Origin of the sequence: Levilactobacillus namurensis (genome assembly GCF_032197885.1) — a bacterium.
In the GTDB taxonomy this organism is placed as follows: Bacteria; Bacillota; Bacilli; order Lactobacillales; family Lactobacillaceae; genus Levilactobacillus; species Levilactobacillus namurensis_A.
On record NZ_CP134159.1, the window covers coordinates 974,075 to 992,931 of the forward strand.

Sequence of the window (18,857 nt, forward strand, 5' to 3'; positions counted from 1 at the left end):
GTGTGTTGAATTCTTTTAGCACACCTGCTTGTGTATTTAAGGCTAAGTTTACGATTAGGAAATGAGGAGTTCGAACATGACAGCAATGAACTTAATTCTTATGGGTCTGCCAGGTGCCGGTAAAGGGACTCAGGCTCAAAAGATTATTGAAGAGTTCCACTTACCACACATCTCAACGGGAGACATCTTCCGTGATGCGATGAAGAACGAAACTGAAATGGGCGTTGCCGCGAAAAAGTTCATCGACAAAGGTGAACTGGTTCCCGACGAAGTCACGAACGGGATCGTTAAAGATCGGTTGGCTCAGGATGATGTGAAGGACGGCTTTATGTTGGACGGGTATCCCCGTTCACTGGCTCAAGCTGAAGCATTGGACAGCTTTGGTCCAGAATTAGGTCGGACAATCAATGCTGTGATCAACATTCATGTTGAACCGGATGTGTTGGTAGAGCGGTTATCCGGTCGGTTTATCTGCCGGACTTGTGGCGCCACTTACCACAAGCTCTACAATAATCCCAAAGTTGCAGGCACTTGTGATGTCTGCGGCGGTCATGACTTCTACCAACGGGAAGACGACAAGCCGGAAACGGTGAAGAATCGCTTGGCGGTTAATCTTAAGATGAACACGCCACTGGTTGATTACTACACCAAGAAGAACTTGTTGTACACCGTTGATGGTGACCGGGACATCGATGACGTCTACGTCGACATCGAAAAAATCCTCAAAACCCTTTAAGCTAACACTCTTCTTGCGTCAGCAAGGGAATTATGGTAAGCTTATTCAGGTTTAGCCTGTAAATGGCGCGCTGTCGCAATTCGCAGGTGCAAGGTGGGGAGACGAATCGTGTCCCTGCCACTTTTCCACGTGTTTTGAACACAATCAAAAGGGAGGTACTTTCGTGGCGAAGAGCGATGTCATTGAAGTCGAAGGTAAAGTTACTGAAACATTACCTAACGCGATGTTTCGGGTCGAATTAGAAAACGGTCATGAGATTCTTGCTCACGTTTCTGGTAAGATTCGGATGCACTACATTCGAATTCTGCCTGGTGATCGAGTAACTGTTGAAATGTCACCGTATGACTTGTCTAAAGGCCGGATTACTTATCGTTTTAAGTAAACCGTCTTTGACAGAAGTAGGAGGGTTATCATGAAAGTAAGACCATCAGTTAAGCCAATGTGCGAACACTGCAAGGTTATCAAGCGTAAGGGCCGAGTAATGATCATTTGCTCTGCCAACCCTAAGCACAAACAACGCCAGGGTAAGTAATTTAATTTAACAGGAGGTGCAAGTAATGCCACGTATTGCTGGAGTGGATTTACCACGTGATAAGCGTATCGCTTATGGTTTGACTTACATTTTCGGAATTGGTATCAACACGGCACACAAGATTGTTGCTGATGCTGGTGTCTCCGAAGACGTACGAGTTCGCGACTTAACGCCAGACCAAGAAGACAAGGTCCGGGCAGAAGTCGACAAGTACAAGGTTGAAGGTGACTTACGTCGTGAAGTCAGCTTAAACATCAAGAACTTACAAGAAATGGGTTCATACCGTGGGATGCGTCACCGTCGCGGTTTGCCAGTTCGCGGTCAACATACCAAGAACAACGCCCGCACTCGTAAGGGTAAAGCCGTATCGATTGCCGGGAAGAAGAAGTAATTAAGTAATAAGGGAGGTTTAAATCTTTTATGGCTACTAGAAGAACTAGTCGCAAGCGTCGGGTCAAGAAGAATATTGAATCCGGTGTTGCGCACATTCATGCTACGTTTAACAATACTTTAGTAATGATCACTGACGTTCAAGGGAACGCAATTGCGTGGTCATCAGCCGGTGCCTTAGGTTTCAAGGGTAGTCGGAAGTCAACGCCATTCGCCGCACAAATGGCTGCCGAAGCTGCTGCTAAGGCATCTATGGAACACGGTGTAAAGTCCGTTGAAGTTGCTGTTAAGGGTCCTGGTTCAGGACGTGAATCTGCTATTCGTGCAATCCAAGCTACTGGTATCGAAGTTACAGCTATTCGTGACGTGACGCCAGTGCCTCATAACGGTACTCGTCCTCCAAAGCGTCGTCGGGTTTAATTGAGCGTTTCATTTATGAAGGTATCCTTCATGATGGGATTGACTTATAGGAGCTCAACGCGGTTTGAAAGGGGTAAACGATAAGAATGATTGAATTTGAAAAGCCTAACATTCATAAAATTGATGAGAGCAGCAATTACGGCAAGTTTATTGTCGAACCGTTGGAACGGGGTTATGGGACTACCTTAGGGAACTCATTACGTCGGATCCTGCTTTCTTCATTACCTGGTGCAGCCGTTACCAGCATTCAAATCGACGGGGTTCTGCATGAGTTTTCGACTATCGAAGGCGTCGTTGAAGACGTTACGCAGATTATCTTGAACGTCAAGAAGATTGCGTTGAAGCTTAATGGCGCTGACGATCAGGAAGAAACGATGGAGATCAACGTTAAGGGACCTGCACAGGTCACTGCCGGTGATATCGTCGCTGGGGCGGATGTTGATGTGTTGAACCCAGACCTGTACATTGCGACGGTCGCTGATGGGGCAACCTTCCACATGCGAATGACAGCAGATAAGGGCCGCGGCTATGTTTCCGCTGACGAAAACAAAGCTCGGAATACCGAAATGCCAATTGGTGTTTTAGCTGTTGATTCGATCTACACCCCAATCGAACGGGTTAACTACCAAGTAGAGAATGCACGGGTCGGCCAACGGGCTGACTATGATAAATTGACCCTAGATGTTTGGACGAACAGTTCAATCAATCCTAGCGAGGCCATTTCATTAGCTGCGAAAATCTTGACCGAACACTTAGCAATGTTTGTTGACCTAACGGACGAAGCTAAGAATGCGGAAATCATGGTTGAAAAGGAAGAAACTCACAAGGAAAAGATGCTTGAGATGACTATCGAAGAGCTCGACTTGTCAGTTCGTTCTTACAACTGTTTGAAGCGTGCTGGTATCAACACGGTTCAAGAATTGACTAACAAGACGGAAGCGGACATGATGAAGGTTCGTAACTTGGGTCGCAAGTCCCTGGAAGAAGTTAAGGCAAAGTTAGCCGATCTCGGTTTGTCACTTCGGAAAGAAGACTAATTTTAGACACTCAAAGGAGGGTTTCTGGTTATGAGTTACCGTAAATTACAACGGACTAGTTCTCAACGTAAAGCTTTATTACGCGACTTGACCACTAGTTTAATCTTAAACGGTCGGATCGAAACGACTGAAGCACGCGCTAAAGAAGTTCGTAAGACTGCCGACAAGATGATCACGTTAGGTAAGCAAGGCGACTTGCACGCCCGGCGTCAAGCTGCTGCGTTCGTTCGTAACGTAGTTGCTGATGTTAAGGAAGACGGCGATGACATCAAAGTTACCAGCGCATTGCAAAAGCTGTTCAGCGAATTAGCACCTAAGTACGCGGACCGTAACGGTGGTTACACGCGGATCTTAAAGACGATGCCTCGTCGCGGTGATGGTGCTGCAATGGCAATCTTGGAATTCGTTGACTAATCTGATTAGTTAAGGTTTTCGGGCTGATCGCGCCCCTTAGTGTGCGGTAATAGGTAACACATAAATCACTAGGACCATGTGGTATAGAGCGTTATGATGATGGGATTTCCCCGAGTCTAGCTTGAATGGGGGCGAAAGCCTCAGCGCCGCTGGTTTGTTAGTGATTTTTTTGTACCCAAAATTTAATGGCTGACGGACAATGGGAGAAGCCCTACGAATGTTAGTGATTCTTTGGTATAATTAGCGGTGACTTTTTAAAGGGAGAATCTGCGCGAATGGCAAATATTATTGAAGTACAACAACTTTCATACCAGTATCCCGATAGTGGTGACCGGTACGCCCTAAAACAGGTGAGTTTTGATGTGCACCCAGGGGAGTGGCTAGCCATCGTGGGCCATAACGGGAGTGGTAAATCTACGTTGGCCCGAGCCATCGATGGCCTGTTACCCTTCAAGGAAGGCACGGTCACGGTTGGGGGAATTCAGCTGTCTCCTGAGACGGTCTGGGATGTCCGGGCGCAGATTGGGATGATCTTTCAGAACCCGGATAATCAATTTGTGGGTGCCACGGTCGCCGATGACGTTGCTTTTGGATTGGAGAATCGGCAGGTTCCGCGCGCGGCCATGCAAAAGCGGGTCCAAGCAGCCTTAGCTAAGGTCGGCATGACGCAATTTGCACACCGTGAGCCGGCTTCGTTGTCGGGGGGGCAAAAGCAACGCGTTGCCTTGGCTGGCGTTGTGGCCATTGCGCCTAAGATTTTAATCCTGGATGAAGCGACCAGTATGTTGGATCCCCAAGGACGCCAAACCGTCTTGGAGCTAGTGCGCGAGTTACGCCAGACGCAACAGCTGACCGTTATTTCAATCACGCATGACATTGATGAGGCTGCTAGTGCCGACCGGATTTTAGTGTTGGATGACGGCCGATTAATCGAGGAAGCGACTCCCGCAACAATTTTTGCCCGGGGAACGGCACTGGTTCAGACGGGATTGGACGTTCCCTTCACGGTGAAGTTAGCCGCTGAGTTACGTGCCCGGGGAATCGCCGCACCGCAAGACTTTCAAACCACAGAAGAAATGGAGGCGTGGCTATGTCAATCGCTTTTAAACACGTCGACTACACCTACCAAGCAGGTACGCCCTTAGCAACGCCGGCTTTAACGGATATTTCCTTGACGGTGCCGGATCACGGCTACCTGGCAATCATTGGCCATACGGGGAGTGGAAAATCAACGCTGATTCAACAGCTGAACGCCCTGCTCAAACCCACGGCCGGTGAGATTCAAATCGACCAGTTTACGATTACGCCGCAGACGACTAACGCTGCTTTAAAGCCCTTGCGGCAACACGTGGGCATGGTCTTTCAATTCCCCGAGAGTCAGCTGTTCGAAGAGACGATTCAAAAAGACATTGCTTTCGGTCCCCATAATTTTGGGGCCAGCGTTGACCAGGCAAATCAATTAGCCACCACCATGTTGGACCTAGTGGGGTTGGATGCTAGCTATGCCCAACGCTCACCGTTTGACCTCTCAGGGGGCCAGATGCGCCGGGTCGCAATTGCCGGTGTTTTGGCCATGCACCCCCAAATCTTAGTGCTGGACGAACCTACTGCGGGGTTAGATCCGCAGGGGCGCCAAGAAATGATGGCCCTCTTTGACCGATTACACCGAGAACAGGGATTAACCATCGTCTTAGTGACCCATCAAATGGAAGATGTGGTGGCTTACGCTGAGCAGGTCGCGGTGATGCAAGGCGGACGACTGATCAAGACGGGAACACCGCAGGAAATCTTTCAAGACCCTGCGTGGCTACGAGCTCACCAGCTGGATGTCCCGCGAGCGGCCAGATTCGCCCAAAAATTGGCGCAGCGGGGCGTTCAATGGCCAGCGGGTCTCCCGCTAAGCGCGGCGGCTTTAGCCGATGCTATCGCCCAGCAGTGGCCGCAGGGAGGTGGCACCCATGTCTAAGTTTATCTTTGGCCGGTATCTGCCCTTAAATTCGGTGGTGCATCGGCTAGATCCCCGGAATAAACTACTTCTTAGTTTTTGTTATATTATTTTGGTCTTTTTAGCGAATAGCTGGGTAAGCTACCTCATCTTGATTATCTTAACGTTGGGGGCCATCGCAGCCTCGAAGATTAAGTTGGGATTTTTAATGCGGGGAATCCGGCCCCTGATTTGGTTGATTATTTTTACGGTGTTATTGCAGATTTTATTTAGTCCCGTAGGCGGACAAGTCTACTGGCATTGGGCGTTTATTAATATCACCCAGTCGGGATTGATCAATGCCGGGTTTATTTTTATTCGATTCCTGTTAATCATTATGATGTCGACGCTGTTGACCCTGTCCACCCAACCGCTGGACATTGCTACCGGGTTAGCGTCATTAATGCGTCCTTTGCGGTGGTTACACGTTCCCGTAGATACCCTTGCCATGATGCTTTCAATCGCGCTACGGTTCGTGCCTACGTTGATGGATGAAGCGCAGAAGATCATGAACGCGCAGCGGGCCCGTGGGGTCGATTTTGGCGAAGGGGGCTTGGTCAAGCAGGCCAAATCTCTGATTCCATTGATGGTTCCGTTGTTCATGAGTGCCTTTAACCGCGCAGAGGACCTGTCAACCGCGATGGAAGCCCGGGGCTATCAAGACAGTGAGCACCGCAGTCAGTACCGTATCTTAACTTGGCAACGGCGGGATACGGTAACTTGGATTATTTTTGGGGTGGGGTTGATCCTCATCCTGATTAGTCGTCGTTGGTAAGAGAGGATAAACTATGCAACGCTATAAAGTAACTTTGATGTATGATGGAACGGCTTTTGCCGGGTTTCAACGGCAACCCAATAAACGGACCGTGGAGGGCGTCTTGACCCAAATCGTGAACAAAATGGCCAAGCATCCCGATCCCGCGATTGTCGTCTATGGCTCGGGAAGAACGGATGCGGGTGTTCACGCCTTAGCGCAGGTCGTGCATTTCGATCTACCGTTTGTGATTCCAGCGGCAAATATGCATAAGGGACTCAACAGTATGTTGCCATTAGATATGGAGATCACTAAGGTGGAGCTGGTGCCAGAGACCTTTCACGCCCGGTATGACGTCTCGGGTAAACGCTATCTGTACCGCATGGATCTAGGCGAGTTCCGCAACCCCTTTAAGCGGAACTACACCGGTCACTGGAAATTTCCCGTGGACTTAGAGAAGATTCGGCTGGCGTTAGCGGACCTGGTAGGGGAACATGACTACACCAGTTTTGTTGCCTCGGGTGCGCAGACACGGACGTTTGTCCGAACCATCTATGAAGCCACCTGTCGGGTGGATCAGACCAACAACGAACTGGTCTTTGAGTTCTACGGTAACGGCTTTATGTATAACCAGATTCGAATCATGGTGGGGGTCTTAGTGGAGATTGGATCGGGGACCCGACCAGTGCATGACGTGTTACGGCTCTATCAGGTCAAGGACCGTAAGCAGGCGCGGCGAACCGCCCCAGCAGCGGGACTTTACCTTAAGCACGTCTATTACCAGGGTGAAGATCCACAGCATCCAACTAAATTGCCACCCCATCAACGATAAAGTCCTGAAATTTTCAGTGCCAGGGTAATCAGCCATTGACTTTAGCCGGTTTTCTTTGTATTATGGTCATTGGTATTGTTTGCCCCACGATAAGCCCCGGAAAGTTTACTTGGTGTCAGACAAACACAGATTTATGGAGGAATTTAACGTGCGTACAACTTATATGGCAAAACCAAACGACGTTGACCGCAAATGGTACATCGTCGACGCAACTGACGTTAGTTTAGGTCGGCTTGCTTCCGTCGTCGCTTCTATCTTACGTGGTAAGAACAAGCCAACGTTCACCCCTAACGTGGACACTGGTGATAACGTTATCGTTATCAACGCCAGCAAGATTGCTTTGACTGGCCGTAAGACCACGGACAAGATTTACTACCACCATACTCACTTCGCTGGTGGTTTGAAGTCACGGACCGCTGGTAACTTCCGGGATGAAAACCCTGAAAAGTTAATCGAAACTTCTGTCCAAGGCATGCTTCCGAAGAACTCATTAGGTCACCAAATGGCCTTGAAGCTTCACGTTTATGCTGGTGAAGACCACAAGCATGAAGCACAAAAGCCAGAAGTCTTAGACATCACGAACCTAATTTAAGGAGGAAACCCAATTGGCACAAGTTCAATATCGCGGCACTGGCCGTCGTAAAAACTCTTCTGCCCGTGTACGTTTAGTACCCGGTTCAGGTAAGATTGTCATGAACAACAAGGCAATCGAAGATTACATTCCATTTGCAAGTATCCGTGAAGTGATTTTACAACCCTTCAACGTTACGGAAACGCTTGGTAACTACGATGCTTTAGTTACTGTACGTGGTGGCGGTTTCTCTGGCCAAGCTGGAGCTACCCGTCATGGAATCGCACGGGCTTTGCTCGAAGTTGACCCAGACTTCCGTGGCCCATTGAAGCGTGCAGGTCTGTTGACCCGTGACGCTCGAATGAAAGAACGGAAGAAGCCAGGTCTCAAGAAGGCCCGGAAAGCTTCACAATTCTCCAAGCGTTAATCTCAGGATTACCTTGGTGCAACCAAAAGGCACTCACAGCGATGTGGGCGCCTTTTTTGGTTTGTTTAGCAAAGCGCCTTCCCAAGCGTGCCAATTGCGTTCGGTCGTCAACCGGCATTAGACTGGGGATGGTATTAGAGAAGGGGAGGATTTTTTAATGATGCCAGAATCTATTTTAAATCAACGTATCACCTTGAATAACGGTGTCACGATTCCACGGTTAGGCTTAGGCTCCTGGAAGGCGTCTAATACGGCGACTGACCAGGCGGTGAGTGCAGCCATTCAACAGGGCTACCGGTTGATCGACACCGCTAAACAGTATGGTAACGAAGCCGGTGTAGGTGCTGGGATTCGCAATGGTCTGTTAGCCACGGGCTTGAACCGAAAAGATCTCTTTGTGACCACCAAGGTGTATAACGGCGACCAAGGGTATGACAGCACGCTACGGGCTTTTGATCAGACCTTGAAGCAGTTACAGCTCCATTACGTCGATCTCTATTTGATTCACTGGCCAGTCGATGGGAAGTATATCGACACTTGGCGCGCCTTAGAGGAACTTTACCGTAACGGCCAGGTGCGCGCGATTGGAGTTTCTAACTTCGACCAAGAACGTCTAACGAACTTGTTAGATAAGACAGCGGTGACGCCAGTGATTAACCAGATGGAATTTAATCCGCTTAATCAAGAACGTGGGCTACGCCAGTTGATGCGGCTCACCGGGATTCAGTTGGAAGCCTGGTCCCCACTAGGCGGCGGGGCATCGTTGAATCAACCCGTGATTCAAGAATTGGCGCACAAGTACCATAAGACGCCCGCGCAGATTATCTTACGGTGGGATGATCAAGAAAATATTGTGACGATTCCTAAGTCCGTTCATTCCGGGCGCATCTTGGAAAACAGCCAGATTGACGACTTTACGTTGAGTGAGCATGACGTGGCGGCCATTCAAGCACTCGACCAGGAGAAGCGGGGCTTGTGGTATGATGATTTTGCTTGGCATAACCCGACGGATCCTAAAGCGATGAAGGATTTTGTCTCATCTTGGGATGATACGGCCAAGTATCAGAAGTAACCATTAGCGTACCAAAAGTGGCCTAAGGCGAATGTCTTAGGCCACTTTCTGTTGGGCCAGATTTTTACCGTAGGAGATACCCGCCGTCTACGGGTAACATGACCCCCGTGACATAATCGGAAGCGGCACTGGCTAGAAAGACCATGGGTCCCATGAGTTCGTCCGGGACACCCCAGTCACCGGAAGGGATGTGCGCTTTGATTTCGGGCCCCCGAACTGGGTCCTGCTGGAGTGCAACGGTCATGTCCGTCTTAATGTAGCCGGGTGCGAGGCCGTTGACCTGGATGTGGTAGGGCGCCAGTGCGTCAGCGTAGGCTTTAGTGAGGCCTAAAACGGCGTGTTTACTGGCGGTGTAAGGAAAGATGTACTTTCCCGCCCGGTAAGACTGCATGGACCCAATGTTGATGATTTTACCGTGATCTTGTGGGACCATCACTTGGGCGGCAGCGTGTGACAGGTAGTAGAGCGCGTTGAGGTTGACATCGATGACTCTTTGCCAATCGGCGTCCTTAAAGGCCAAGACGTCATCACGGCGTTGCATCCCCGCGTTGTTGACCAGGATATCCAGATGGCCGAAACGGTCGATCACCTGTTGGATGATCTGGGGGGCACACCCTTCTTCCGTGATGTCTTGCTGCAGAAAAGCAATTTGGTGGCCGTTGGCTTCAACTTTTTGCCGGGTGGTCTCCCAGCCGGTCTGTTGCCGACTGACCACGAAGATATCAGCCCCGTATAGCGATAGGGCTATGGCGTAGTTTTGGCCTAAACCACTAGCCCCACCAGTAATTAGCGCCACTTTACCGGTTAAATCAAAACTTTGACGATTAAACGTAGACATTTGCGTCACCCCTTTGAAAGATTAAAAGCCTCTGGCGTTAATATAGGCTGGTGGAAGGCGCCCTGTCAACGGCCAATATTTAGGGGCCAGCGTTAGGGGGATAAATTGACAAGAATCGCTTGCGTTATCCCGGGAATAAGGCTTAAGCTAGTGAGAGATATTTAAAGATATAAGGCAGGCACATATGAAAAAACTGGTAAAATTGAACTTTTTTAATACACTATCGAAGAAAATGGTCTTTGGATTCATTTTACTGATTATTCTGGGGACTATTCTTCTGAGTCTGCCAATTGCGACGGTTCATCAGCAAGGAACGGCCTTTATCGACGTTGTGTTCACGGCTGCTTCGGCGACCTGTATCACGGGGTTAACCGTGGTGAACACTGCGGCCCATTGGTCGATCTTTGGCCAGTTGGTGATCTTGGGGATGGCTGAAATTGGGGCGTTGGGGTACATGACCTTTGCGGTGCTACTCTTTAACATTATTCGGCGCCACCGCAATATGGGACTATCCACGCAATTATTGGTCAAAGAATCCCTGAACCTGGAAAACCTTAGCGATACTAAAAGTGTGATGAAGTACGTGATTGGGTTATCCGCCTTTTTTCAGATTGGCGGGGTCTTTTTATTGGCTTGGGACTTTGTTCCCCGGTTCGGCTGGAAACGGGGCCTTTACGTATCGGTCTACCATTCCGTAATGTCGTTTTGTAACGCGGGCTTTGACGTGTTTGGCAACAGCCTGATGGCCTTCCAAAATGATTCGTATGTCTTGATTGTAACGATCATCCTAATTGTAGGTGGGGGCTTAGGCTTCTTGGTCTGGCGCGATTTACTGCTCTACCATGAACGTAAACGGTTAAGTTTGAACTCTAAGCTGACCTTGACCACCACGGGCACGTTATTCGTGTTAGGCTTCGTCATTTTGCTGGTCACGGAAGGCAACCTTTCTAGCCTAGCGGGGAAGATGTCGTGGGTTAACCGTACCGTGAACACCCTGTTCTTGAGTGTGACGCCCCGGACGGCAGGAATCATTACGTTACCAACGGATTCACTCCACTCCGGAAGTGTCTTCTTGATTATGATCCTGATGTTTGTCGGGGGGACTCCGGGATCCACGGCCGGGGGGATCAAGACCACCACCTTTGGGGTCTTGATGCTCCAGAGTATTGCGCAGTTACGCGGACGTGAGGACGTTGAGTTCAGTAAGCGGCGGTTCAGTCAGGCCAATATTAGCCGGGCGCTCTTGTTGGTTTTCTTGGCCAGCATTGTGATTACGCTAGCGACCCTGGTCTTGACGCAGACGGAAAAGATCCCACAGGGTTATGGCCTAGAGTACATTGTCTTTGAGGTGCTGTCTGCCTTCGGGACGGTGGGGTTAAGCCTGGGCCTGACCCCGCATCTGACGGTGATTGGTAAAGTGATTATCATGATTTTGATGTTCGTCGGCCGGGTTGGCATCTTTACGTCCTTATACGCCTTATCGAAACGGCAAACGCGGGTCAGCCGACTCCGGTATCCGGAAGAAAATATTTTGATTGGTTAGGGAGAACTTCTTATGAAAAAGAACTTTGCAGTTTTGGGACTCGGACGTTTCGGTGAAGCCGTAGTCCGGACGTTAGCGAACATGCAACAAGATGTTTTAGCGGTGGATTGTCGTGAAGACCGGGTCAACGAACTGATGGACGTGGCCACGCAGACGTTGATTGCGGATACGCGGGATGAAGAGGTCTTGCGGCGACTGAATATCGATACCTTCGATTACGTGATTGTGGGGATTGGCAATAACATGGAAGCCAGTATTTTGACCACCCTGTTAGCGAAAGAGCAGGGGGCTAAAAAGGTGATTGCGAAGGCCGAAACCAGTGACCACGGTCGGGTCTTAAAGCGGGGCGGTGCGGACCAAGTGGTCTTCCCAGAACGGGACATGGGTCACGGCATTGCCCGAAAGCTGTTATCGAACCATATCTTGAACTTCATTGACCTAAGTGAAGATTACACCTTAGCCGAAGTGGTGATTACGGATCCGACGTTTGTCGATCAGGATCTCGTGAAGCTCAACTTACGGCAGCGGTTTGACTTGAACGTGATTGCCATTCAGCGGGGCAACGACGTCGATATCTCACCGCAGCCCACGGCGGTCGTTCGGTTGCACGATGTGTTAACGGTGGTGGGACCGGTCAAGAGCGTGGAAGCGTTGGATGAGGCCTTGAAAAAGTAAAGCAAGCTTGAAGCGATGACTGGAATCGACCGGTCATCGCTTTTTTTAGGGACCATCCATTGACAAGTGGGCTGAATAAAATTAAAATGTGTTAATCAATCTAATCTTATTCTCATTTTAGTTTTTTAGAAAGGAGGGACCAAGATGCACCAATCGTGGCACCTGTTTGTGAAGAAACCCGTTCAAACGGACCTTTATCGGAAGACGGGGTTGGCCAAGACCCTGACGGCGTTTAGCCTGACGACCATGGGAATCGGCGCCATTGTGGGGTCAGGTATCTTTATCACCCCGGGACTGATTGCGGCTAAGTATGCGGGACCCGGCGTCATGTTTTCCTTCATGATTGCGGTCGTGGTCTGCGCGTTGGCGGCACTATGTTACTCAGAGTTTTCCTCGACCATTCCGTTGGCCGGGAGTGCTTATACTTACGTGTACGCCGTCTTCGGTGAGTTTGCCGCCTGGTTACTGGGATGGGCGTTGATTTCGGAATATTTATTCGCGGTCTCGTCGGTCGCGGTGAGTTGGTCGTCGTACTTTCAGAACCTCTTACGCGGTTTCGGCGTGACCCTGCCGTCTTTTTGGCGGGCAGCGGCCGGCACGGCGGGCGTTCGAGGAGGGGGCGTCGACATCATCGCGTTAGGCATTACGCTGATTGTGGCAGGCTTGCTCTCGCAGGGAATCCGGGAGTCGGCTAAGGTCAATAACGTCATGGTAGTGGTTAAGATCCTGGTGATTCTTCTATTTATTGGTATCGCGATTTTCTACGTCCGGCCAGCGAACTACCACCCCCTATTACCATTTGGGGTCAATGGCGTCTTTAAAGGGGCTGCGGTAGCCTTTTACGCGTATATTGGGTTCGATGCCGTTTCGACGGCCAGCGAGGAAGTCAAGAATCCTAAGCGCAACATGCCGATTGGCATCATTGCGTCCTTACTTGTGGCGGCCGTTCTTTACATTGGGCTAGCCGCAGTCCTGGTTGGCGTGGTCCCTTATAGTCGGTTGAACGTTGCCGATCCGGTAGCCTTAGCACTCAACCTGATTCATCAGGATTGGGCAGCGGGCGTGGTCTCCTTTGGAGCTATTGTGGGGATGACGACGGTCCTAATTGTGATGTCCTACGGGGGAACCCGGTTGCTCTTCGCGATTAGTCGGGATGGCCTGTTACCACGGCCACTGATGCGCTTGAACACTAAGACCCAGGTTCCCGTGGCTAATACTTGGATCTTTGGGGGGATTGCGAGCGTCTTTGCGGCCGTGATCCCCATTGATAAGATTGCGGAGCTCGTGAATATCGGGACCCTGTCGGCGTTTGCTATGGTCTCGTTAGGAATCGTCTTCTTACGGCGCGACGCACGGTTCAAGAACCTCGATACGGCCTTTAAGGTTCCCGGCTACCCCTGGTTGCCCATTATTTCGTTTTTGGCCTGCCTGTATCTGATGAGCCAGCTCCAACGGTTCACCTGGGAGGCCTTCGGAATCTGGGTGGTCATTGGCCTGTTGGTTTATGGCGGTTACGGCTACCGTCACAGTCGGGTGCGGTCAGAATTGGTCAACCGATAACGCTTACATCAGTGGTAAGATAGACCCAAGACTATCTTAGGGAGTGACGAGATGCGTTATTTAACCAGTGACAGTACAGATATTCGCCGCAACTTGGCCGTGGAGACCTACCTCATGGAACATGCCGATTTGACGGAACCTATTTTGTATTTCTATATTAATTCCCCGTGTATCATTGTGGGTCGATATCAGAACGTTTTAGCAGAAATCAACCAACAGTACGTTCGGGATCACCAGATTATCTTGACCCGGCGGACGTCTGGCGGCGGTGCGGTCTACGACGACTTGGGGAATGTCAGCTTTAGCTTCATTACCCGAGACGACGGGGATGCTGTGGGGAACTTCAAGCGGTTCACGGATCCGGTGATTAAGGCCCTCCATCAAATGGGGGCCACTGGTGCAGCAATGACCGGTCGGAACGACTTGACGATTGATGGTCAGAAGTTCTCCGGTAATGCGATGCACGTGGAACAAGGACGCATGTTCTCCCACGGGACCTTGATGTATGATGTCGATCAGACCCAGATTGCCAACGCCTTAAATGTGCCGGCAGATAAATTGGCCACTAAAGGCATTAAGTCGGTCAAGAGTCGGGTGACGAACTTGCGCCCGTACTTTGAGCCTAAGTACCAACACCTGACGATTGAAGCGTTTCGGGATACCCTGGCTAAGGAAATCTTGGGGGTCACGGACTTAGCGGCGGCGCGGCGTTACCAATTGACCGCGACGGACCGGCAAGGCATTCAGCAGCTGGTCGACCAGTACTTTAACAATTGGGACTGGATCTACGGAAGTGATCCAGACTATGCGGTAACGCGCCGGAAGCATTTTGCGGCCGGAACCGTCGAATTCGACCTGAACGTGGTCCAAGGACATATCGCGGCGATTCAGATTCACGGGGACTTCTTCGGTCAGCGGCCCATCACGGAGGTGACTGACCGGTTGCAGGGGATTGCGTACACACCCGCAGCGATTCAAGCAGTCTTTGCGCAGCTGGATGTCGCGAGTTACTTCGGTAAGATTCCGGCAGCGGCATTGGTACAATTATTGGCGGAACAGCCGCAAGACGCTTAATTCTTGGGTTTTGGTAAAGATTCTGGGGGGCTTAGAAATCTTTAAGATGCACTTCCTATAATGGGGAAATCAGTAAATCCCGCATCATTGTAACCATGCGGGCGAAAGGATGGCTAACTAAGCAATGTAACGACGACAAATCAGACGGCGACACCCAGTTCGTAATACCCTTCTGTTTCTCCTACTCGCGTTAATCATCGGTGGGGCAGCTTACGGGATGCATCGCTATCAGAGTCTCCAGAACTCCGTTAAGCAATCCTATAAGGCTTCGGGTGTGACGAAATTACGGAACGTGAACAAGCAACTCGCGCAAAAAAAACCGATTTCGATCCTATTGATGGGGACGGATACCGGAGCTCTGGGTCGAACGTTCCAGGGACGTACGGATAGTATGATGGTAGTGACCATTAATCCAACGACCAATAAGACGACGATTACCAGTATCCCGCGGGACACGGCCGTCAACATCCCCGGGTATGAGAACCTTTCGCCCGCGAAAATCAACGCAGCCTATGCGTATGGGAAGTCCAAAACGGCTATTACTACTGTTCAAAAAATGTTGAACGTCCCCATTGATTTCTACGCCATCATTAACATGGGGGGAATGGAAAAAATCATCGATGAGGTGGGTGGGGTGACCCTGAAGCCGTCCCTCAGTTTTAGTTACGGCGGCTTCACGTTTAAAAAAGGCGTCACCACCCACATGAACGGGAAGAAGGCCCTAGCTTACGCGCGGATGCGGGATGATGACCCTAAGGGCGATTACGGACGCCAGACGCGACAACGGAAGGTCATTATGGCGTTGCTGAATCAAAGCAATTCGGTTTCGACGTTGTTAAACCAGGACTTTATTAATTCCCTGAGTAAGCAGACCCAGACCGACTTGACCTTCAACGACCTGACCGCGTTGGTTCGTAGCTACCGGAGTGCGACGCACCATATTAAGAGTACCCATTTACAAGGGACCAGTGAGATGCTGAATGCACAAAGTATGGAAGTGGCGAGTCAAAAGGAACTCCAACGGGTCACGAACTTCATCCGGACGGGACTAGGGCTGGAGCATGCCACGACCGGCCAGATTGCGTTGACCACTGGTCAGAATTCAACGGGTCAAGCAACCGGTACCACGACTGCACAGAATGGTGAGAATAGCGGTGGCGGTGGCTACTAAATTATGGCAAACTAAATGAGCATCCCGTTTTTGGGGTGCTCATTTTTAATCACCATCGAGTTTGAGTAAGTGGGGCTTGCCGTAGAACCAGCCTTGGCGGTAGTCGATACCTAAGTCGTTGGCCATGTCGTGTTCGGTTTGATTTTCGACCCCTTCCAGGATTAGCCGTAAGCGGTGCTGGTCAGCAACTCGTTTCCAAAAGGCAAGGGCATCAGGAATCTCAGCGGCCCGCCCCTCCTGGCGAAAGTTCTGCATGGCGAATTTGATTTCGCTCGCGTAGGGAAGAATCGGTTTGATGTGGTCGTAGGTATTAATCCCCGTGCCGATATCATCTAGGCTGAGTTGGATACCATGTTCGTCAAAGTAGTGAACCTGCTTGATAATTTGTTGGTTCGTTACATGTTGGTCGGTCACTTCTTCGGTGACTTCCAAGACAAGGTTCATTGGGTAAATCTGTTTCTGAGCGGATAGAATGGCTTGTGCGATGGTGGGGTCGATGAATTGGCTCTGGTTGGTGTTGAAAGAGACCGATCCAACCTTCAAAATAATTTTCTGAGCGGTCCGGCGAATTAAATCAGCTTGGACGTCAATGGGGATGGACGCAAAATCGTGGGGGAGAACCCATTTACCGGCAACTTGTTGGCGGATCAAGAGTTCGTAACCAATCAACGAGTTATTAGACGCGTCCAATTGGGGTTGCAAAAAATAGCGGTACATGACCAATTCTACCTCCTTAACTTGAGTCAGTGTCTTTATGATACTGTATTTTCCGGAAGCTGAGTAGCCCCACGGGCCTAAAAATAGCGATTTTTATGGGAACGTTCCCAGATAAGTCTGAATAACTAGCTTAGATAATGTATATTTTATGGTTTTAAGACGAAAAATGTTTTATAGTAGTGGTAGATGTTAATCTTATTAACCGCTAAAATAGCGAATCGGTTTATTAACGATGCGACTAATCGATTGAACTTTAATTAATGAGGAGCCTGATATCAATGACCTGGTCCATGTGGCTAGTTCCCCCGTTTGTGACGAGTATTTTCTTTGTGTTAGGGGTCATTACCCTATACTGGTCAATCTTTAATTGGGTGACTGCAAAAGCAGAATCTTTAAATAAACCTGTCAATCTGAATCACGTCCAGATCTGGGTGGGGGCGCTGTGCGCATCTGTGTCGGTCTTAGCGTTGCAAATGTTGGTCCGGGACAGTCACCTGTCGTGGACGTTCACCAGTTTCCAATTACTGATTCTTCTATTCGTTGCGTATTTCCTCCAGATACGAATTCCTTACTGGATGATTGTCGTTGCGGCGGTGGTGTTCATGCTGATCAACGGCAACATTCAAGAGCCACTGTCGTGGGTGTACACTTTCATCTTCGGGGCCTTTTACGTGGTGGCCTATGCGCAGAGCGTCCGGATGTGGCCGCATCCCTTACTGCGGTATCTTGTGACGACGTTGATTTTTGCCATGGCACTGTGGCTCTTTGTTAAGTTTCGGTTCTCACTTTCGTGGCGGACCTACGTTGAGGAACTCATCAACTACATGATCTTAGCGGGATTGATGTACGGGTACTTTAAGCTACAAAATAAAGACCGGCGAATCAAAGACCGGCTGTTCCAAGCGGCAAACTGGGATGCGCTGACACGCGTCAAGAATTATGCGGCATACGACCGCGAGATTGGGTACCAATTCCAGCACAGTGTTGCCCATCACCGGGATTTAGCGATGATTATGTTCGATACCATTTTAAGCATATTAATGATACCTACGGGCATTTAGCTGGAGATGAAGTGTTAAAGGGAATTGCGAGCACAGTCAGCAACGTCTTAAAAAAGGACGGCGAAACACTGACGCTTTACCGGACCGGGGGCGAAGAGTTTAACGTGATCTTACCCGATTATAAGGTCGAACAAGCACAAGCGGTCGCGCAAGATGTCTTCAACGCGGTGGCCCAATTATCCGTTAAGTACAATGAAAGTGTGATTCACGTCACCTTGTCCATCGGTGTTTCTTCACTAGCGGTGAAGGACCGTAACCCGTTAGACTTCTACAAGCGAGTCGATGCTAACCTGTATCACTCGAAGAAAAACGGGCGGATGCAGATTACGGTCGATTAAGCGCCGTGTATGAGTAGACGATTAAGATGAGGAGGCTTCTGTGTGATTTTAGGCCTGTTATGCTTAGTGTTACTGTTTTTCGTTTTACGGCTAGTTTTTGGCTTAGCTGGCTGGCTGTTAGGACTAGTGGGGACCGTGATTGTTGGGGGCGTGGTTTTACTAGCATTTGCGGCTCTCTTTAAGGTCTTCTTACTACTGGTACTCGTGGTCGCCGGTGTCTGGGCGGCTAAAACCTTAGTTAGTCGGTGAGTGGTTCCAATTTTAGACGAACAAAAAGAGGGGGTCAGGACCGTCAGTGTCCTAGCCTCCTCTTTAAGTCTGTGCTTATTCGAATGAAAGTTCGACCAGATAAGCTCGTTGATCGACCACGTGGCCCGTGGTGATCCAGACGTTTCGGTAAGCGGTCTTCGAACCGTGTGTGCGGATAAAGAAATCGTTGAGTAGGTCGCCGTGCATGGCGAGAAAGTCCTCACTCATCCGGTTGACAACTAGATGACCATCCGGAAAGTAGAGGTCAACGTTGGCGACGGGAACGTCGTCAGGCACGCCTACGGTAACCACGTTACTGTTACGTTGTTGAATGAAAGCAACCTGTTGAGGATGCCGGTGAATATAGGTCAAAACGTTGTAGATGGAATCTGAATTGCTCGCCACGATTTGCTTACTCCCTTCGGTGGTTATATTGTAACAAATTTTCATTGGATTACCAGT

The 18,857-nt window shown here is 49.8% G+C and carries 25 protein-coding genes; 22 read left to right on the forward strand and 3 right to left on the reverse strand.

Translation table 11 applies throughout. The features are described 5' to 3' along the window. The first annotated feature begins 85 nt into the window (after positions 1–85). The 14 genes from RIN67_RS04535 to RIN67_RS04600 all read left to right on the forward strand — a co-directional run bounded on the left by RIN67_RS04535 (position 86) and on the right by RIN67_RS04600 (position 9,169). Entirely contained in the window at positions 86–736 is a 651-nt protein-coding gene (locus RIN67_RS04535) for an adenylate kinase (protein WP_286162515.1), read from the forward strand. Positions 737–899: 163 nt separating this feature from the next. Then, on the forward strand, positions 900–1,118 hold the full coding sequence (infA, locus tag RIN67_RS04540; RefSeq protein ID WP_011668477.1) for a translation initiation factor IF-1: 219 nt from the start codon (positions 900–902) through the stop codon (positions 1,116–1,118). A 30-nt stretch (positions 1,119–1,148) separates the two neighbouring features. Next, entirely contained in the window at positions 1,149–1,268 is a 120-nt protein-coding gene (gene rpmJ, locus RIN67_RS04545; protein WP_008855781.1) for a 50S ribosomal protein L36, read from the forward strand. Positions 1,269–1,293: 25 nt separating this feature from the next. After that, positions 1,294–1,659, forward strand: a complete 366-nt coding sequence (rpsM, locus tag RIN67_RS04550; RefSeq protein WP_024746888.1) for a 30S ribosomal protein S13 — start codon at positions 1,294–1,296, stop codon at positions 1,657–1,659. A 29-nt stretch (positions 1,660–1,688) separates the two neighbouring features. Then, the gene (gene rpsK / locus RIN67_RS04555) at positions 1,689–2,078 is read left to right on the forward strand and encodes a 30S ribosomal protein S11 (RefSeq protein ID WP_024746889.1); all 390 of its coding nucleotides are present in this window, start codon (positions 1,689–1,691) and stop codon (positions 2,076–2,078) included. Positions 2,079–2,164: 86 nt separating this feature from the next. Next, on the forward strand, positions 2,165–3,115 hold the full coding sequence (locus RIN67_RS04560; protein ID WP_056943906.1) for a DNA-directed RNA polymerase subunit alpha: 951 nt from the start codon (positions 2,165–2,167) through the stop codon (positions 3,113–3,115). A 30-nt stretch (positions 3,116–3,145) separates the two neighbouring features. Continuing rightward, positions 3,146–3,529, forward strand: coding sequence for a 50S ribosomal protein L17 (gene rplQ / locus RIN67_RS04565; protein WP_024746891.1), 384 nt, complete (start codon positions 3,146–3,148; stop codon positions 3,527–3,529). A 275-nt stretch (positions 3,530–3,804) separates the two neighbouring features. Beyond that, a complete protein-coding gene (locus RIN67_RS04570; protein ID WP_264999144.1) occupies positions 3,805–4,674 on the forward strand; it encodes an energy-coupling factor ABC transporter ATP-binding protein in 870 nt (289 codons plus the stop codon). Continuing rightward, entirely contained in the window at positions 4,620–5,495 is an 876-nt protein-coding gene (locus RIN67_RS04575; protein WP_264999145.1) for an energy-coupling factor ABC transporter ATP-binding protein, read from the forward strand. The genes RIN67_RS04570 and RIN67_RS04575 overlap by 55 nt, the downstream gene beginning before the upstream one ends. Next, positions 5,488–6,288: an energy-coupling factor transporter transmembrane component T family protein gene (locus RIN67_RS04580; protein ID WP_264999146.1), complete on the forward strand. Its 801-nt coding sequence runs from the start codon at positions 5,488–5,490 to the stop codon at positions 6,286–6,288. Before RIN67_RS04575 ends, RIN67_RS04580 begins: the two co-directional genes overlap by 8 nt. Positions 6,289–6,301: 13 nt before the next feature. After that, on the forward strand, positions 6,302–7,099 hold the full coding sequence (gene truA / locus RIN67_RS04585; protein ID WP_264999147.1) for a tRNA pseudouridine(38-40) synthase TruA: 798 nt from the start codon (positions 6,302–6,304) through the stop codon (positions 7,097–7,099). A 148-nt stretch (positions 7,100–7,247) separates the two neighbouring features. Beyond that, entirely contained in the window at positions 7,248–7,691 is a 444-nt protein-coding gene (gene rplM, locus RIN67_RS04590; protein ID WP_024746896.1) for a 50S ribosomal protein L13, read from the forward strand. Between the two features lie 13 nt (positions 7,692–7,704). Beyond that, positions 7,705–8,097: a 30S ribosomal protein S9 gene (rpsI, locus tag RIN67_RS04595; RefSeq protein ID WP_024746897.1), complete on the forward strand. Its 393-nt coding sequence runs from the start codon at positions 7,705–7,707 to the stop codon at positions 8,095–8,097. Between the two features lie 160 nt (positions 8,098–8,257). Further along, positions 8,258–9,169, forward strand: coding sequence for an aldo/keto reductase (locus tag RIN67_RS04600; protein ID WP_264999187.1), 912 nt, complete (start codon positions 8,258–8,260; stop codon positions 9,167–9,169). A gap of 64 nt (positions 9,170–9,233) precedes the next feature. Here the strand turns inward: RIN67_RS04600 and RIN67_RS04605 are convergent, their stop codons facing one another. Further along, a complete protein-coding gene (locus RIN67_RS04605; protein ID WP_264999148.1) occupies positions 9,234–10,007 on the reverse strand; it encodes an SDR family NAD(P)-dependent oxidoreductase in 774 nt (257 codons plus the stop codon). Between the two features lie 184 nt (positions 10,008–10,191). Between RIN67_RS04605 and RIN67_RS04610 the strand changes: the two genes are divergently transcribed. The 5 genes from RIN67_RS04610 to RIN67_RS04630 all read left to right on the forward strand — a co-directional run bounded on the left by RIN67_RS04610 (position 10,192) and on the right by RIN67_RS04630 (position 16,030). Continuing rightward, entirely contained in the window at positions 10,192–11,550 is a 1,359-nt protein-coding gene (locus tag RIN67_RS04610; RefSeq protein WP_107738464.1) for a TrkH family potassium uptake protein, read from the forward strand. A 12-nt stretch (positions 11,551–11,562) separates the two neighbouring features. Continuing rightward, positions 11,563–12,225 (forward strand): potassium channel family protein, encoded by a 663-nt coding sequence (locus RIN67_RS04615; protein ID WP_264999149.1) that lies wholly within the window; start codon positions 11,563–11,565, stop codon positions 12,223–12,225. A 144-nt stretch (positions 12,226–12,369) separates the two neighbouring features. After that, positions 12,370–13,785 carry an APC family permease gene (locus RIN67_RS04620; protein WP_264999150.1) on the forward strand — a complete coding sequence of 472 codons (1,416 nt, stop codon included), beginning with the start codon at positions 12,370–12,372 and terminating at the stop codon, positions 13,783–13,785. A 51-nt stretch (positions 13,786–13,836) separates the two neighbouring features. Beyond that, a complete protein-coding gene (locus RIN67_RS04625) occupies positions 13,837–14,859 on the forward strand; it encodes a lipoate--protein ligase (RefSeq protein WP_264999151.1) in 1,023 nt (340 codons plus the stop codon). A 217-nt stretch (positions 14,860–15,076) separates the two neighbouring features. Beyond that, the gene (locus tag RIN67_RS04630; protein WP_264999152.1) at positions 15,077–16,030 is read left to right on the forward strand and encodes an LCP family protein; all 954 of its coding nucleotides are present in this window, start codon (positions 15,077–15,079) and stop codon (positions 16,028–16,030) included. A gap of 45 nt (positions 16,031–16,075) precedes the next feature. Here the strand turns inward: RIN67_RS04630 and RIN67_RS04635 are convergent, their stop codons facing one another. After that, entirely contained in the window at positions 16,076–16,747 is a 672-nt protein-coding gene (locus RIN67_RS04635; protein ID WP_264999153.1) for an EAL domain-containing protein, read from the reverse strand. A 278-nt stretch (positions 16,748–17,025) separates the two neighbouring features. Between RIN67_RS04635 and RIN67_RS04640 the strand changes: the two genes are divergently transcribed. Genes RIN67_RS04640 through RIN67_RS04650 form a run of 3 tightly spaced genes read left to right on the forward strand, consistent with a single transcriptional unit; the run spans position 17,026 to position 18,395 of the window. Continuing rightward, positions 17,026–17,808: a hypothetical protein gene (locus RIN67_RS04640; RefSeq protein ID WP_264999154.1), complete on the forward strand. Its 783-nt coding sequence runs from the start codon at positions 17,026–17,028 to the stop codon at positions 17,806–17,808. 11 nt (positions 17,809–17,819) lie between these two features. Then, positions 17,820–18,146: a GGDEF domain-containing protein gene (locus RIN67_RS04645; protein ID WP_264999155.1), complete on the forward strand. Its 327-nt coding sequence runs from the start codon at positions 17,820–17,822 to the stop codon at positions 18,144–18,146. A gap of 42 nt (positions 18,147–18,188) precedes the next feature. After that, the gene (locus RIN67_RS04650; RefSeq protein WP_264999156.1) at positions 18,189–18,395 is read left to right on the forward strand and encodes a hypothetical protein; all 207 of its coding nucleotides are present in this window, start codon (positions 18,189–18,191) and stop codon (positions 18,393–18,395) included. A gap of 75 nt (positions 18,396–18,470) precedes the next feature. Here RIN67_RS04650 and RIN67_RS04655 read toward each other — a convergent pair whose 3' ends face one another. Next, on the reverse strand, positions 18,471–18,800 hold the full coding sequence (locus RIN67_RS04655; RefSeq protein WP_056943894.1) for a hypothetical protein: 330 nt from the start codon (positions 18,798–18,800) through the stop codon (positions 18,471–18,473). Between the last annotated feature and the right edge of the window lie 57 nt (positions 18,801–18,857).

Excerpts from the sequence above, each read along its gene's own strand:
- rpsK (WP_024746889.1), top strand. The coding sequence starts at position 1,689 with ATGGCTACTAGAAGAACTAGTCGCAAGCGTCGGGTCAAGAAGAATATT.
- RIN67_RS04580 (WP_264999146.1), top strand. The coding sequence starts at position 5,488 with ATGTCTAAGTTTATCTTTGGCCGGTATCTGCCCTTAAATTCGGTGGTG.
- RIN67_RS04605 (WP_264999148.1), bottom strand. The coding sequence starts at position 10,007 with ATGTCTACGTTTAATCGTCAAAGTTTTGATTTAACCGGTAAAGTGGCG.
- RIN67_RS04635 (WP_264999153.1), bottom strand. The coding sequence starts at position 16,747 with ATGTACCGCTATTTTTTGCAACCCCAATTGGACGCGTCTAATAACTCG.
- RIN67_RS04615 (WP_264999149.1), top strand. The coding sequence starts at position 11,563 with ATGAAAAAGAACTTTGCAGTTTTGGGACTCGGACGTTTCGGTGAAGCC.
- RIN67_RS04630 (WP_264999152.1), top strand. The coding sequence starts at position 15,077 with ATGCATCGCTATCAGAGTCTCCAGAACTCCGTTAAGCAATCCTATAAG.
- RIN67_RS04560 (WP_056943906.1), top strand. The coding sequence starts at position 2,165 with ATGATTGAATTTGAAAAGCCTAACATTCATAAAATTGATGAGAGCAGC.
- RIN67_RS04610 (WP_107738464.1), top strand. The coding sequence starts at position 10,192 with ATGAAAAAACTGGTAAAATTGAACTTTTTTAATACACTATCGAAGAAA.
- rpmJ (WP_008855781.1), top strand. The coding sequence starts at position 1,149 with ATGAAAGTAAGACCATCAGTTAAGCCAATGTGCGAACACTGCAAGGTT.
- RIN67_RS04570 (WP_264999144.1), top strand. The coding sequence starts at position 3,805 with ATGGCAAATATTATTGAAGTACAACAACTTTCATACCAGTATCCCGAT.
- RIN67_RS04620 (WP_264999150.1), top strand. The coding sequence starts at position 12,370 with ATGCACCAATCGTGGCACCTGTTTGTGAAGAAACCCGTTCAAACGGAC.
- RIN67_RS04600 (WP_264999187.1), top strand. The coding sequence starts at position 8,258 with ATGCCAGAATCTATTTTAAATCAACGTATCACCTTGAATAACGGTGTC.
- RIN67_RS04535 (WP_286162515.1), top strand. The coding sequence starts at position 86 with ATGAACTTAATTCTTATGGGTCTGCCAGGTGCCGGTAAAGGGACTCAG.
- truA (WP_264999147.1), top strand. The coding sequence starts at position 6,302 with ATGCAACGCTATAAAGTAACTTTGATGTATGATGGAACGGCTTTTGCC.
- RIN67_RS04625 (WP_264999151.1), top strand. The coding sequence starts at position 13,837 with ATGCGTTATTTAACCAGTGACAGTACAGATATTCGCCGCAACTTGGCC.
- rpsM (WP_024746888.1), top strand. The coding sequence starts at position 1,294 with ATGCCACGTATTGCTGGAGTGGATTTACCACGTGATAAGCGTATCGCT.
- rplQ (WP_024746891.1), top strand. The coding sequence starts at position 3,146 with ATGAGTTACCGTAAATTACAACGGACTAGTTCTCAACGTAAAGCTTTA.
- RIN67_RS04575 (WP_264999145.1), top strand. The coding sequence starts at position 4,620 with ATGTCAATCGCTTTTAAACACGTCGACTACACCTACCAAGCAGGTACG.
- RIN67_RS04640 (WP_264999154.1), top strand. The coding sequence starts at position 17,026 with ATGACCTGGTCCATGTGGCTAGTTCCCCCGTTTGTGACGAGTATTTTC.